Source organism: Ruegeria sp. CDSA193, from assembly GCF_059611885.1.
In genome coordinates this window covers 437,887-451,103 of the sequence record NZ_JBXWPN010000001.1, presented here as the reverse complement: position 1 = coordinate 451,103, position 13,217 = coordinate 437,887, and the positions used below count along the sequence as shown (strand labels likewise).

Sequence of the window (13,217 nt, the reverse complement as noted above, 5' to 3'; positions counted from 1 at the left end):
CTCGCAAGTGCGGAATGTGCCAAAAATTCCCACCGAGCTCTGCTATTTCTTGACTGATGTCGAACCCGTGATAGCGTGAGTTTGACCAGATGGTCAAATCAAGACACCAAAAGCGAGCAAATCGCAAGCAACAGGGAAGACTAGGATGGCAGCTCCGGCGCAGAACCTCAGGATCAATGGCGACAGGTTGTGGGACAGCCTGATGGAGATGGCCAAGATTGGCCCGGGTGTTGCGGGGGGCAATAATCGTCAGACCCTGACGGATGAAGATGCGGCAGGCCGCGCGCTGTTTCAGAAATGGTGCGAAGAGGCCGGGTGCACCATGGGGCTGGACCAAATGGGCAATATGTTTGCGCATCGAGAGGGCTCGGACCCCGAGGCATTGCCGGTCTATGTGGGTTCACATCTGGATACGCAGCCGACAGGCGGCAAATATGACGGTGTTCTGGGTGTATTGGGCGGGCTGGAAATTATCCGCACGCTCAATGATTTGGGAATCAAGACCAAACATCCAATCGTTGCGACCAACTGGACGAATGAAGAAGGCACGCGCTATGCACCTGCGATGCTGTCCTCGGGGGTTTTTGCCGGGATGCATACGCAGGATTGGGCTTATGACCGTGAGGATGCCGATGGTAAGAAGTTCGGAGATGAGCTGAGCCGCATTGGCTGGCGCGGTGACGAAGAGGTTGGTGCTCGAAAGATGCACGCCTTTTTTGAGCTGCATATCGAACAGGGCCCCATTCTTGAGGCCGAAGGGAAGGATATCGGCGTCGTCACCCATGGTCAGGGTCTCAGCTGGACCCAGATTACAGTTACCGGAAAGGACGCCCATACCGGGTCTACGCCGATGCCGATGCGCAAGAATGCCGGATTGGCGATGGCGCGTATCCTTGAAAAGGTTGACGAGATTGCTTGGTCCCATGCGCCCCACGCGGTGGGTGCGGCAGGACATATTGATGTGTTTCCGAATTCGCGTAACGTGATCCCGGGGAAAGTTGTGTTTACTGTCGATTTCCGTTCGCCCGATCTGGACGTGATCACCGATATGGAAAATCGTCTGCGCGTAGCGGCCGAAGATATCGTGGATGAGATGGGCCTACAGATCGAATTCGAGAAGGTCGGCGGATTTGATCCGGTGCAATTTGATGAAGGCTGCGTGGCAGCCGTGCGCGATGCGGCTGAACGGTTGGGTTATTCTCATACAGATATCATTTCGGGCGCCGGTCATGATGCCTGCTGGATCAACCGGGTTGCACCAACAGCGATGGTGATGTGCCCTTGTGTGGATGGGCTAAGCCACAACGAAGCCGAAGAAATCAGCAAGGATTGGGCTGCCGCCGGGGCGGATGTTCTGTTTCATGCGGTCGTAGAGACGGCTGGGATTGTGGAATAGGGGGCTCTGCCCCCGTCGTCCGTTGGGCGACTCCCCCCGAGGTATTTGTAGCCAGATGAAGCAAGCGGCGCAGACCGCATCAGGGAGATTGATATGAGCACTGTTATCAAGAACGGGACCGTCGTAACCGCGGATTTGTCTTACCATGCGGATGTGAGGGTCGAACATGGGGTGATCACCGAGATTGGGCCGGGCCTGAAAGGTGACACGGAACTGGATGCGACGGGCTGCTATGTGATGCCTGGCGGGATCGACCCGCATACGCATTTGGAAATGCCGTTCATGGGCACCTATTCCAGCGATGATTTTGAGAGCGGAACCCGGGCGGCATTGGCCGGAGGAACCACGATGGTGGTTGATTTCGCTCTGCCCAACCCAGGGGAAAGCCTGCTGGATGCGCTCAAGCGCTGGGATAACAAGTCGACACGTGCAAATTGCGACTATTCTTTCCACATGGCGGTGACCTGGTGGGGCGAGCAGGTGTTTGATGACCTCAAGACGGTGATCGAGACACGCGGCATCAACACGTTCAAGCATTTCATGGCCTATAAAGGCGCGTTGATGGTCAATGACGATGAAATGTATGCTTCGTTCAAGCGTCTTGCCGAGCTGGGTGGAACGGCCATGGTGCATGCCGAGAATGGCGATGTTGTTGCCGAGCTCAGCGCCAAGCTGTTGGCCGAAGGCAATACAGGACCCGAGGCACATGCCTATTCCCGTCCGCCGCAGGTCGAGGGCGAAGCGACTAACCGCGCGATCATGATCGCGGATATGGCCGGAGTGCCGCTGTATGTGGTGCACACTTCGTGCGAAGAGGCGCATGAGGCCATTCGGCGTGCCAAGATGCAGGGCAAGCGGGTGTGGGGGGAACCTTTGATCCAGCATCTGACCTTGGATGAGAGCGAGTATTTCAACCAGGATTGGGACCACGCGGCGCGGCGGGTCATGAGCCCTCCGTTCCGAAACAAGCAGCATCAGGATAGCCTGTGGAACGGATTACAATCTGGTTCGTTGAGTGTCGTGGCCACCGACCATTGCGCCTTTACGACGGATCAGAAACGCTTTGGCGTGGGGGATTTCACCAAGATCCCGAACGGTACCGGAGGGTTGGAAGACCGGATGCCGATGCTGTGGACTCATGGGGTGAACACTGGTCGGCTAACGCCAAATGAATTTGTGGCAGTCACTTCAACAAACATCGCCAAGATATTGAATTGTTATCCAAAAAAGGGCGCAGTTCTTGTAGGTGCCGATGCCGATTTGGTGGTGTGGGATCCTGAGAAAGGCAAGACGATCAGCGCGAAATCGCAGCAATCTTCGATCGACTACAACGTGTTTGAGGGCAAAGAGGTCAAAGGCTTGCCGCGCTTTACTCTGACCCGTGGGCAGGTTGCAGTGCATGACGGAGAGATCAGGACTCAGGAAGGCCATGGCCAATTTGTTGAACGCGAGGCCAATACAACCGTCAACAAGGCGCTGAGTACTTGGAAAGAGCTGACAGCGCCGCGACCGGTGGTACGCACGGGTATTCCAGCAACCGGTGTATGACAGAATATGTGGCAGATATCACGTCTTATTACGGTTTAAGTTCAAGGGGATGGAATGAATATTGAAACCGCTGCACCGCCTGTAATCGAGGCGCGGCAACTGGATCTGACCTTTCAGACCAATGACGGGCCGGTCCACGCTCTGAAGGATGTGAACCTGACCATCGAAAAGGGAGAATTCGTCAGCTTCATCGGGCCCTCCGGCTGTGGTAAGACCACCTTTTTGCGGTGCATCGCTGCGTTGGAAACACCGACTGGCGGGACATTGACCGTCAACGGTATGACTCCGGATGAGGCGCGGCGGAAACGGGCCTATGGTTATGTATTTCAGGCCGCGGGTCTGTACCCTTGGCGCACCATTTCCAAGAACATCAAGCTCCCGCTTGAAATCATGGGGTTTACAGCTGCCGAGCAGGAAGAACGCGTAAACAAGGTTTTGGAACTTGTTGATCTTGAGGGGTTTGGTGGAAAGTTTCCCTGGCAGTTGTCGGGTGGAATGCAGCAACGGGCCAGCATCGCACGGGCGTTGGCCTTTGATGCGGATATCCTGCTTATGGACGAACCTTTTGGCGCGTTGGATGAGATTGTCCGCGATCACCTGAACGAGCAGCTTCTGGCACTTTGGGCGCGGACTGAAAAGACCATTGGGTTTGTCACCCATTCCATCCCTGAGGCCGTCTATCTGAGCACCAAGATCGTTGTAATGAGCCCTCGGCCCGGACGGATCACTGACGTGATCGACAGTCCGTTGCCGAAAGAGCGGCCGCTCGATATTCGCGACACGCCGGAATTCATCGAAGTTGCCCATAGGGTGCGAGAAGGGTTGCGCGCGGGGCATTCGGATGAATAGCAGCGGGTTCAAGGCATTCTGGGCTGTATTGACGGTACTGGCCGTCATAGTAGCCTTTTGGTACGCCGCTTGTATTCCGATGAATATCAAAGGTGTTCTGACCGAACAGGAACGGGCCGGCGCCACAGTTCAGCCACCCTCGGCAAAAGATCGTCGCGATCTGTCCGAATTCAGCCTGGTTCTGGACAATAGCTTTGCCATTCCAGCCACGTGGGAACAGGATCGTCCACGGTTGCCCGCTCCGCATCAGGTGGCCGTTGAGATATGGAAGACAACAGTTCAGAAGAAAATCACCTCAAAGCGCTCGCTGGTTTATCACGGCTGGGTGACGCTGAGTGCGACGATACTGGGTTTTGCCATTGGCACCGGTCTGGGAATTCTGCTGGCTGTTGGGATCGTACATAGCCGGGTCATGGACCTGTCGGTCATGCCCTGGGCGATAGTCAGCCAGACCATCCCGATCATCGCTCTGGCCCCGATGATCATTGTGGTCCTATATTCCGTTGGCGTGCAGGGGATCATCCCCAAGGCGGTCATATCGGCCTATCTCAGCTTTTTTCCTGTCGTGGTCGGCATGGTCAAAGGTTTGCGCAGCCCTGATGCGATGCAACTGGATTTGCTGCGTACCTATAGCGCGAGCCACGCGCAGGGGTTCTGGAAACTGCGTTTGCCGGCCTCGATGCCGTATCTGTTCACATCGCTGAAGATAGGCATTGCGGCTTCATTGGTAGGGGCCATCGTGGGGGAATTGCCCACCGGGGCAGTTGCGGGACTGGGCGCGCGCCTGCTGGCAGGCAGCTATTATGGTCAGACCGTGCAAATCTGGTCGGCCCTGTTTGCGGCGGCGATTCTGGCGGCCTGTCTTGTGGGGCTTCTGGGGCTGATTGAAAAGTCGGTCCTGAAACGGATGGGGATTGCGCAATGATACCAATTCTGGGCGCACTCGGTGTGTGGCTGTTGGGATGGTGGTTGAACAGCCGCTTGGCCAGCGGACCCTATGCTGATACGCGGATGGTCCGGTTTCTGGCTCCGCTGATCTTTGGTCTGACTATCATCATCATCTGGGAGCTTTTGGTGCGCGGCCTTGAGGTGTCTTTGGTCATACTGCCCGCTCCATCGGTTATCTGGATTCGGTTCTGGGACAGCTTGCCAACGCTTTGGATGGATTTCGTGCAAACCATCATCAAGGGCGCGCTGAGCGGTTACATCATCGGCTGTGGAGCCGCCTTCCTGATGGCGATTGCAGTGGACCGATGGGATTTTCTACGCCTTGGGCTTTTGCCCGTGGGCAACTTCGTGGCCGCTCTGCCGATTGTTGGCACCGCGCCGATTCTGGTCATGTGGTTCGGGTTCGACTGGCACTCCAAAGCGGCGGTGGTTGTCGTGATGGTCTTTTTCCCAATGCTGGTGAACACCGTCGCCGGGCTGCGCGAGGCGACAGCAATGCAGCGCGACCTGATGGAGACCTATGCCGCCACCTATTGGCAAAGCTTTCTGAAGCTGCGCTTGCCTGCCGCGATGCCATTTGTTTTCAATGGTCTCAAGATATCCACCACCCTTGCATTGATCGGCGCTATCGTGGCCGAGTTCTTTGGCTCACCGACGCTTGGCATGGGTTTTCGGATATCAACCAGCGTGGGGCAGCTCTCACTGGATATGGTCTGGGCCGAGATCGTAGTGGCGGCTTTGGCCGGGACATCATTTTATGGTCTGGTGGCCATGATCGAAAAGGCGGTGACCTTCTGGCACCCATCGCAGCGCGGATAAAAATTCAACAGACCCCAAAAATGAAAAATGGGGCGCCAACTGAAACTAGGAGATATGAAGATGAAAAAGATACTCAGCGGGGCGGTTGCCGCCTTTAGCCTGGCCGCCAGTGCAGCCTGGTCGGCGGATGAGGTGACATTGCAGTTGAAATGGGTCACGCAAGCTCAGTTCGCAGGTTATTACGTAGCCAAAGACAAAGGGTTCTACGAAGAAGAAGGTCTTGATGTCACCATTCTGCCAGGCGGCCCGGACATAGCGCCGACACAGGTCATTGCCGGTGGCGGCGCTGACGTGACGGTCGAGTGGATGCCAGCTGCGTTGGCCGCGCGCGAAAAGGGCCTGCCGCTGGTGAATATTGCCCAGCCTTTCAAAAGCTCGGGTATGATGCTGACCTGCTGGAAAGATGCCGGTATTTCCGCACCAGAAGACCTTAAGAACCGGACACTGGGCGTCTGGTTCTTTGGCAACGAATTCCCCTTCATGAGCTGGATGAGCCAGCTGGGCATTGATACCGGTGGCAAGAGCGAAAATGGCGTCGAGGTTTTGAAGCAGGGCTTTAATGTCGACCCGCTGCTGCAGCGTCAGGCTGATTGCATCAGCACCATGACCTATAACGAATACTGGCAGGTCATAGATTCCGGCGTCAGCCCCGACGAACTGGTCACATTCAAATACGAAGATCAGGGCGTCGCGACGCTGGAAGACGGCCTGTACGTTCTTGAAGAGAACCTGAACGACGCGGCATTTGTCGACAAGATGGAACGTTTCGTGCGGGCGTCGATGAAGGGGTGGAAATATGCCGAGGAGAACCCAGATGAAGCGGCCGATATCGTGCTTGAAAATGACGCGACTGGCGCCCAGACCGAAGCGCATCAGAAACGTATGATGGGTGAGATTGCCAAGCTGACCGCGGGCTCAAACGGATCGCTTGATCCGGCGGATTTTGAGCGCACTGTAGAGACGCTGCTTGCCGGTGGTTCTGATCCCGTTATCACCAAACAACCCGAAGGTGCCTGGACGCATCAGATTTCGGATGCAGCACTGAACTGAGTCAGGTTCACGATGGAATATGGCGCGGTCCCAAATGGGGCCGCGTTTTTTGTTGGAAGCGTCGAAAATGTGACTGAACTTGTATGGCGTTTGTCATAGTAATTACCTGTAAATTATAGCAAACTGTTCAACATGGGAGATATCAGGTAGATAATGCAGGATTTTACAACAGAATTCAGGTCGGCGCTTGCTTTGATCCTTCATTGGGATCCGGAGCTGTGGGCGATTGTTCTGTTGTCCCTGAAAGTCTCTGTTTTTGCCGTTCTGATTTCTGCCGTTATCGGGATGCCCATGGGCGCGGCTTTGGCCGTTGCGCGTTTTCCAGGGCGGCGGATTCTGATCGTCTTGATGAATGCCTTGATGGGCTTGCCCCCGGTTGTGGTTGGTTTGCTGGTCTATCTGATGCTGTCGCGTTCCGGCCCGTTGGGGGTCCTTGAATTGCTCTACACACCGACGGCGATGATTATTGCTCAGGTCGTTCTGGTGACCCCGATCGTAGCCGCACTGACACGTCAAGTGGTCGAAATGCTGGCCGAGGAATATTCCGAGCAACTCCGCTCACTCGGCCTGTCGCGGATGGCATCGATTCCGGTGCTATTGTGGGATGCGCGGCTGTCTCTTGTTACGGCATTGCTGGCGGGGTTTGGCCGTGCGATTGCCGAAGTTGGAGCGGTTATTATCGTTGGCGGCAATATCAACCACGTCACGCGGGTTATGACGACGACGATCGCCCTTGAAACGTCCAAGGGAAATTTGGCGTTGGCGCTTGCGCTTGGGGCCATCCTGATTGCCATAGCCATCGCAGTAAACGCCATGGTCAGCACGCTTAGCCTGCGGGCCGAGAAGGAAGGGTTGCGCCATGCGTGATCTGGTGCCCGAGATGGTGAAATGTCTTTCTGTTCACAGTTTACAGATTTCCCGCAAGGGAAAGACACTGCTTCAAGTACCAGAGCTATCCCTGAAGGGGCTGGGACCAACTTTGATCCTTGGGCCGAACGGAGCGGGCAAGAGCCTGCTTTTGCGCTGTTTGCACGGGCTTATTGTCCCGGATAGCGGCAGGGTTCAGCAGGACGGGATTGCCCTGAATGCGTATCACAAATCACGACAGGCGATGGTGTTTCAAAGACCGGTTCTGTTGCGCCGGTCCGTGTCAGCCAATCTTGATTTTGTGCTAAAGCGTCAGGGCCTGTCCCGTGCAATTCGCAAATCCCGGATCGACGAATTGCTGGCCGAAGGTGGGCTTGAGGGTAAGGCGCGCCAGTCCGCCAGATCGCTGTCCGGGGGCGAAGCGCAACGGCTGGCCATCCTGCGCGCGCTGGCGCTGGACCCGGAGACTTTGTTCCTGGACGAACCTACCAGTTCGCTTGATCCTGGTGCTACGCAGATGATCGAACGGATGATCTTGCGCGCTTCGAACCGAGGGGTTCGCATTGTCATGGTATCCCACGATATCGGTCAGGCACGCCGTCTGGCAGCGGATATCGTCATGATGCAGGCCGGACACGTGGTCGAACACGGTGCTGCCAAACAAGTGCTGGATGCCCCGACAAGTGACGCCGCGCGCCGGTTTGTTGCCGGTGGTCTGGTAACCTAATCAGAATATGGAGTTCAAATGATCCGCAAATTCGTCGGGGCTGCAGTAATAGCGCTTGGCCTGAACACTACAGCCGCATTGACCGAAACCCCATTTATTGTAGTCCAATCAACCACGTCGACGCAGAATTCGGGCTTGTTCGACCATATCCTGCCAGGCTTTGAAGCCGAAAGCGGGATTGATGTCCGCGTGGTGGCTGTTGGTACAGGGCAGGCGATCCGCAATGCGATCAACGGTGACGGGGACGTCTTGCTGGTTCACGCCAAACCTGCCGAGGAGAAATTTGTGGCTGACGGTTGGGGCGTTGAGCGGTCGGACGTGATGTACAATGATTTCGTCCTTGTGGGGCCAAAATCCGATCCCGCCAAAGTGAAAGGGGGAACTGACATTATCGCGGCGCTGACTGCGGTCGCTGAGGCCGAGGCGCCCTTCGCCTCGCGCGGGGATGACAGCGGGACGCATAAGGCGGAACTGGGCCATTGGGCCACCTCCGGCATTGACCCGACGGGCGCCTCGGGCACCTGGTACCGGGAAACCGGGTCCGGCATGGGGGCAACACTGAATGTGGCCAGCGGGATGGGGGCTTATGCGCTGACGGACCGGGCGACCTGGCAGAGCTTTGGCAATAAGGGAAACCTAGAGGTCATGGTTGAGGGCGATCCGCGCCTGTTTAATCAATATGGGATTATTCTTGTGAACCCTGACAAGCATCCCAAAGTGCGGGCGGCCTCGGGGCAGCGCTTTATTGACTGGTTGACCGGGCCCGAAGGGCAGGCGGCAATCGCATCTTACACGCTGGACGGCCAGCAGCTGTTCTTTCCCAACGCCCAATAGGGTCAGCCGCTGGCTCCATTGTGATGGATGGTTCCCAGATCCGACAAGTCATACCCGCCGAATTCTTCTGCCCGGGTGGCAAAGCGGTCGGATTGCACAAAGCCGAGCAACCGAAGCATCGGGCCATCGAAATAGGCGCGCCTCCAGATAGCAAGGTCCAGGCGTTCGGTATGGGTCGGGGCAAAGCCCAGATTGTACAGCCCCGCAAGCGCACCCAGGCCGAATCCGGCATCGGCTTTGCTGTCATGCAGGGCTATGGCCAGCTCTTCTTCGGTACGTGCGCAGGTCGGCAGGGTATCCAGATCGTCTTGGTTCAGGCCGTGCGCCTGCAGTTGCATGTCGAACAACCGTTGACTGGCGGCACTGTCTTGACGAAGAAGAATGCGACGGCCCCTGAGGTCAGAAAAGTCCGATATCCCAGTCACACCGGGGGCCATCAGTAGCCCACGCTGGCGTTTTGCCAGTTCGAACAGAATGACGGGTGCCTCTCCCAGATGGTCCTGCAGAGATTGCGTGTTGAATCCGTCTGTCTCGTGGATATGCAGCGCCGCAGCCTGCGCTGATCGTTCTTTCAGACGATTCAAGCCGTCAAATGAGCCGTCATAATAAGTTGCCAGGCCCGACCCGCTTTCCCGCAGAGCCCAATCCAACAGCGGATCATGACTGCCCGCCACGATCGGCGGCAGCGACGGTTCTGCGACCTGCGGTCCGCGACGTGATGCGTTCAGCCAGGCAATGACTTCAGCCCTTGGAAACAAGAGTTTGCCCATGGCACGGACACAGGGGACCTCGCCGGATGAGGCAAGGTCATAGGCTTTACGCTCGCCAATGCGCAGCAGGTCCGCCAGTTCTTTGGTGGTCAGGTATTCTGACATTCAGTCGAGGCGCACGGCCGAACCCGCGCTGGCATTCGCCGCGCTGAATCCGAATTGGCCTAAGGCAAATGGCGCAGCGACGGCAATTACAGCCATCGTGGCAACTGCGGCTAGAAAGGCTTTCATATTTACCTCCGGTTCAGTTTTCCGGTGCCGTGACGCGGCGCAGAAAGGCGATCAAATCTTTGCGGTCATCCGCTTGTGTAATCCGTTGCATGGGCATCTTCGATCCCGGAATGTAATGGTCTGGTCCTTGGTCGAAAAGGGCATTTATCGTCTCGTCATTCCAAATGATATCAGAGTCTTGCAGCGTGTCCGAGTAGAAATATCCCGGTAAGCTGCCCGCCCGGCGACCAAACACACCAGAGAGCGTAGGCCCAGCACGTCTGTGCCCGTCCGCCGTCAGGCTGTGACAGATCGAGCATTTGCGCACGAATTGGCGTTCGCCATTGTCCATCTGGTCAGGGTTCTTCAGAAAACTCGGTTCAGTCGCGGCCATCTGTTGTTGGTCGCCAAGGTCAGATACCGGCCAGCTATACATCGCCTCATCTATACCACCTGCATAGATGTTTTTACCATCGGTTGAGAAGGCCAGCGCCCAGACCGGGCCGCGCAATGTGGCCCGGAAATCCTGTGCGATGCGCCAGTCGATGGTATCGACCAACATGATATGACCCTCACCATCCCCCACCGCCAGCAAGCTGCGGTCCGGGCTGAGAGCCAGCGCAAGGATTGGACGGCGGTCCAAGGTAAAATCATGCTCATCGCCTGTATTCAGATCACGAATGCGCGTGACGCCATCGACGGCCCCATAGGCAATCCAGTTTTCATGGGGATTCAGGACCAGTTCGTTGATGCCGAACCCGTTATCAACCAGTCGCAGTTTTTCCTGACCGGTTGCGACATCCCAAAGACGAACCGCACCATCAACCCCGCCGGTATACAGCGCATCCCCGTTTGGTGTGAACACAACAGCATTCACACCGCTGCCTGTGGGCCCTAATACCCTTGGCTCTGTCCCGTCAAGCGGCCAAACCCCTATCGTGCCGTCCCAACTGGCAGTGGCGATGTAGGAGTCTGAAACAGCAATATCGACGATCTTGCCTTTGTGCCGCCCGAGGATTTGGCCATCCGGCCACCGGCGCAGGGTAAAGTCGTCACCCGCGGAATAGATCGCTGTGCCGCCAAAGGCGACGCTGTTCACGGCAGCCTCGTGCCCTTCAAGCCATTGCGGCGTGCGGTCTGACCACAGGCCGACGGAATTGTCGAAGCTGGCCGTCGCAATCCGGCCGTCCGGCGCGGAGGCAATCCCCATGATCGGCCCGCCATGACCTTTCAGCGTGAAAAACTCGGCCAAAGCGGGCAGGGGGGTCAACACCAGTGCAAGGATTAGACCGCGCATCTATTCCGCAGGCGAGGCCACTGCCTTATTGGCCTCTTTTTCCTGGACCTCCTCCAGCCAAAGCGAGTGGTGCTCACGCGCCCATTGTTCCTCGACCTCGCCGGTGCCCATCGCGTCGAAAGCGCCCTCCATGCCCACCGAACCCAGGTAGATATGCGCGATGATGATGGCGATGAAGACATAGGCGACCATCACGTGCCAAACCTGAGCATATTGCATCTCTTCTTGGGGGGACATCTGCACTGGAAGGTTCATACCCAACATCTGCGGGATGCTGGTGGCATTTGCGATTGAGAAGGTCTTAGCAAACAGCGGCATCTCAAACGGGAACAGCAGAGACAGGCCAGACAGGCTGATCGATACGCCCAGCAGGATACAGGCCCAGAAGATGATCTTTTGACCCGCGTTGAATTTTTTGGCCGGGGGATGGCTGCCTTTCGTGAACAACCCGCCGCCGGCGGCCAGCCATTTCAGGTCGGTGCGGTTGGGGATGTTGTGGGCGATCCAGTTCACAGTGACCATGATCAAACCAAGTATGAAGGCCCAGGCGAGGTTGTTATGCAGCCATTTGCAGCCCTGTGCTATGGCCGCAAAGCCTTCTTTCCCGAAGATCGGGATCAAAAAGTCTCGACCATAAAGGGTCAGCAAACCGGTCAGGCCAAGGATCAGGAAAGAGCCCGCGAACAGCCAATGTCCGAACCGCTCAAAGCCCGAGAAACGCGTAACTGTGCGTCCCGTCTTTTCACCATCAATGCGGATTTTACCCCGGATCAAGAAGAACAGCAGCAGGATGCCAAGCATCCCGGCCAGAATATACGTGCCGTAATCGCGCAACGGGCCTGTTCGGAAATTCAACCACCACATGCCTCCGTCCTGTATCAAGACGCTGGCGGCGGGGCCATTCGACGAAACGGTCACATCTGCCGAGCCATAGCGCAAAGCGCGATAGACGTCGCTGTCAGATGCTACGCCGCGTGTGCCCAACTGGCCCATCAGTCCTTCGGCGTTGCCTTGACCGGTGTTACCTGAGCGATAACCGTTATCGACCGTCTCGCCACGCTGCCGGGCCAAGATATCCTCGAGCGTGGTCGCACCACCCGTCGAATTGCGATCCGGAGCATCCTGAGCAAGGGCAGGAACAGTCAAAACAATGAGACAGAACAGAAGTCGCAGGAAAGTCATATGAACCTCGTGACGCGGTCATTGGCGTAGGCCCTTTTCCGGGCGGGCAGAGATTTTTCGTCGAAAAATCTTAGTGCTCCCCGGCACACGGTTTGCGCGCCGGGGAAGGTTTGGCCAAGGATCAGCCGTCTTTTTGGTCGTAGGCTGTGCCCCACCCCCAGGCGCCAGACCCGAAACCGCGCGCCACGACGCGTTCGCGGTAGATGGCCGACACCACATCGCCGTCACCGGCAAGCAGGGCCTTGGTGGAACACATCTCGGCGCAGATGGGCAGTTTGCCTTCTGCGATCCGGTTGCGACCGTATTTGGCGAACTCTGCGGTCGAATGCGTCTCCTCGGGGCCACCGGCGCAGAAGGTACATTTGTCCATCTTGCCGCGTGATCCGAAGTTGCCTGCCTGTGGGTATTGCGGCGCGCCGAACGGGCACGCATAGAAGCAATAGCCGCAGCCAATGCACAGGTCCTTGGAGTGCAGGACGACCCCTTCTTCGTTCTGATAGAAGCAGTCAACCGGGCACACCGCCATACAGGGCGCATCCGAGCAATGCATACAGGCAACCGATATCGAGCGTTCGCCCGGGTCGCCGTCATTGATCGTCACCACTCTGCGGCGGTTGATGCCCCAGGGCACCTCGTGCTCGTTCTTACACGCGGTTACGCAGGCGTTGCATTCGATGCAGCGTTCAGCGTCGCAGAGAAACTTTGCTCTAGCCATTGTCG

The 13,217-nt window shown here is 57.0% G+C and carries 14 protein-coding genes; 9 read left to right on the top strand and 5 right to left on the bottom strand.

What is annotated here, in order from left to right; genetic code table 11:
* Window positions 1-145: 145 nt before the first annotated feature.
* The 9 genes from AC2FLG_RS02230 (at window position 146) to AC2FLG_RS02190 (ending at window position 9,038) form a co-directional block, all read left to right on the top strand.
* A complete protein-coding gene (locus AC2FLG_RS02230; RefSeq protein WP_496704824.1) occupies window positions 146-1,396 on the top strand; it encodes a Zn-dependent hydrolase in 1,251 nt (416 codons plus the stop codon).
* 93 nt (window positions 1,397-1,489) lie between these two features.
* Window positions 1,490-2,944 (top strand): dihydropyrimidinase, encoded by a 1,455-nt coding sequence (gene hydA, locus AC2FLG_RS02225; RefSeq protein ID WP_496690715.1) that lies wholly within the window; start codon window positions 1,490-1,492, stop codon window positions 2,942-2,944.
* A 54-nt stretch (window positions 2,945-2,998) separates the two neighbouring features.
* Window positions 2,999-3,793, top strand: coding sequence for an ABC transporter ATP-binding protein (locus AC2FLG_RS02220; protein ID WP_271946553.1), 795 nt, complete (start codon window positions 2,999-3,001; stop codon window positions 3,791-3,793).
* A complete protein-coding gene (locus AC2FLG_RS02215) occupies window positions 3,786-4,718 on the top strand; it encodes an ABC transporter permease (protein WP_142634380.1) in 933 nt (310 codons plus the stop codon). Before AC2FLG_RS02220 ends, AC2FLG_RS02215 begins: the two co-directional genes overlap by 8 nt.
* Window positions 4,715-5,560 carry an ABC transporter permease gene (locus tag AC2FLG_RS02210; RefSeq protein WP_142634378.1) on the top strand — a complete coding sequence of 282 codons (846 nt, stop codon included), beginning with the start codon at window positions 4,715-4,717 and terminating at the stop codon, window positions 5,558-5,560. The genes AC2FLG_RS02215 and AC2FLG_RS02210 overlap by 4 nt, the downstream gene beginning before the upstream one ends.
* A 60-nt stretch (window positions 5,561-5,620) precedes the next feature.
* Entirely contained in the window at window positions 5,621-6,610 is a 990-nt protein-coding gene (locus AC2FLG_RS02205) for an ABC transporter substrate-binding protein (RefSeq protein ID WP_496704822.1), read from the top strand.
* Between the two features lie 153 nt (window positions 6,611-6,763).
* Window positions 6,764-7,477, top strand: coding sequence for an ABC transporter permease (locus tag AC2FLG_RS02200; protein WP_281994749.1), 714 nt, complete (start codon window positions 6,764-6,766; stop codon window positions 7,475-7,477).
* Window positions 7,470-8,204: an ATP-binding cassette domain-containing protein gene (locus AC2FLG_RS02195; RefSeq protein ID WP_496704821.1), complete on the top strand. Its 735-nt coding sequence runs from the start codon at window positions 7,470-7,472 to the stop codon at window positions 8,202-8,204. Before AC2FLG_RS02200 ends, AC2FLG_RS02195 begins: the two co-directional genes overlap by 8 nt.
* Before the next feature lie 18 nt (window positions 8,205-8,222).
* Window positions 8,223-9,038 carry an ABC transporter substrate-binding protein gene (locus tag AC2FLG_RS02190; protein ID WP_496704820.1) on the top strand — a complete coding sequence of 272 codons (816 nt, stop codon included), beginning with the start codon at window positions 8,223-8,225 and terminating at the stop codon, window positions 9,036-9,038.
* Between the two features lie 2 nt (window positions 9,039-9,040).
* Here AC2FLG_RS02190 and AC2FLG_RS02185 read toward each other — a convergent pair whose 3' ends face one another.
* The 5 genes from AC2FLG_RS02185 to fdh3B all read right to left on the bottom strand — a co-directional run bounded on the left by AC2FLG_RS02185 (window position 9,041) and on the right by fdh3B (window position 13,212).
* Entirely contained in the window at window positions 9,041-9,913 is an 873-nt protein-coding gene (locus AC2FLG_RS02185; RefSeq protein WP_496704818.1) for a substrate-binding domain-containing protein, read from the bottom strand.
* Window positions 9,914-10,039: a hypothetical protein gene (locus AC2FLG_RS02180; RefSeq protein ID WP_271946568.1), complete on the bottom strand. Its 126-nt coding sequence runs from the start codon at window positions 10,037-10,039 to the stop codon at window positions 9,914-9,916.
* Window positions 10,040-10,052: 13 nt separating this feature from the next.
* Window positions 10,053-11,315 carry a c-type cytochrome gene (locus tag AC2FLG_RS02175; protein WP_496704817.1) on the bottom strand — a complete coding sequence of 421 codons (1,263 nt, stop codon included), beginning with the start codon at window positions 11,313-11,315 and terminating at the stop codon, window positions 10,053-10,055.
* On the bottom strand, window positions 11,316-12,497 hold the full coding sequence (locus AC2FLG_RS02170) for a formate dehydrogenase subunit gamma (RefSeq protein ID WP_496704816.1): 1,182 nt from the start codon (window positions 12,495-12,497) through the stop codon (window positions 11,316-11,318).
* 121 nt (window positions 12,498-12,618) lie between these two features.
* The gene (gene fdh3B, locus AC2FLG_RS02165) at window positions 12,619-13,212 is read right to left on the bottom strand and encodes a formate dehydrogenase FDH3 subunit beta (RefSeq protein ID WP_085821701.1); all 594 of its coding nucleotides are present in this window, start codon (window positions 13,210-13,212) and stop codon (window positions 12,619-12,621) included.
* Window positions 13,213-13,217 lie beyond the last annotated feature (5 nt).

What these genes read in the sequence shown, in the direction of transcription:
- AC2FLG_RS02230 (WP_496704824.1), top strand. Translation starts at nt 146, where the DNA reads ATGGCAGCTCCGGCGCAGAACCTCAGGATCAATGGCGACAGGTTGTGG.
- hydA (WP_496690715.1), top strand. Translation starts at nt 1,490, where the DNA reads ATGAGCACTGTTATCAAGAACGGGACCGTCGTAACCGCGGATTTGTCT.
- AC2FLG_RS02220 (WP_271946553.1), top strand. Translation starts at nt 2,999, where the DNA reads ATGAATATTGAAACCGCTGCACCGCCTGTAATCGAGGCGCGGCAACTG.
- AC2FLG_RS02215 (WP_142634380.1), top strand. Translation starts at nt 3,786, where the DNA reads ATGAATAGCAGCGGGTTCAAGGCATTCTGGGCTGTATTGACGGTACTG.
- AC2FLG_RS02210 (WP_142634378.1), top strand. Translation starts at nt 4,715, where the DNA reads ATGATACCAATTCTGGGCGCACTCGGTGTGTGGCTGTTGGGATGGTGG.
- AC2FLG_RS02205 (WP_496704822.1), top strand. Translation starts at nt 5,621, where the DNA reads ATGAAAAAGATACTCAGCGGGGCGGTTGCCGCCTTTAGCCTGGCCGCC.
- AC2FLG_RS02200 (WP_281994749.1), top strand. Translation starts at nt 6,764, where the DNA reads ATGCAGGATTTTACAACAGAATTCAGGTCGGCGCTTGCTTTGATCCTT.
- AC2FLG_RS02195 (WP_496704821.1), top strand. Translation starts at nt 7,470, where the DNA reads ATGCGTGATCTGGTGCCCGAGATGGTGAAATGTCTTTCTGTTCACAGT.
- AC2FLG_RS02190 (WP_496704820.1), top strand. Translation starts at nt 8,223, where the DNA reads ATGATCCGCAAATTCGTCGGGGCTGCAGTAATAGCGCTTGGCCTGAAC.
- AC2FLG_RS02185 (WP_496704818.1), bottom strand. Translation starts at nt 9,913, where the DNA reads ATGTCAGAATACCTGACCACCAAAGAACTGGCGGACCTGCTGCGCATT.
- AC2FLG_RS02180 (WP_271946568.1), bottom strand. Translation starts at nt 10,039, where the DNA reads ATGAAAGCCTTTCTAGCCGCAGTTGCCACGATGGCTGTAATTGCCGTC.
- AC2FLG_RS02175 (WP_496704817.1), bottom strand. Translation starts at nt 11,315, where the DNA reads ATGCGCGGTCTAATCCTTGCACTGGTGTTGACCCCCCTGCCCGCTTTG.
- AC2FLG_RS02170 (WP_496704816.1), bottom strand. Translation starts at nt 12,497, where the DNA reads ATGACTTTCCTGCGACTTCTGTTCTGTCTCATTGTTTTGACTGTTCCT.
- fdh3B (WP_085821701.1), bottom strand. Translation starts at nt 13,212, where the DNA reads ATGGCTAGAGCAAAGTTTCTCTGCGACGCTGAACGCTGCATCGAATGC.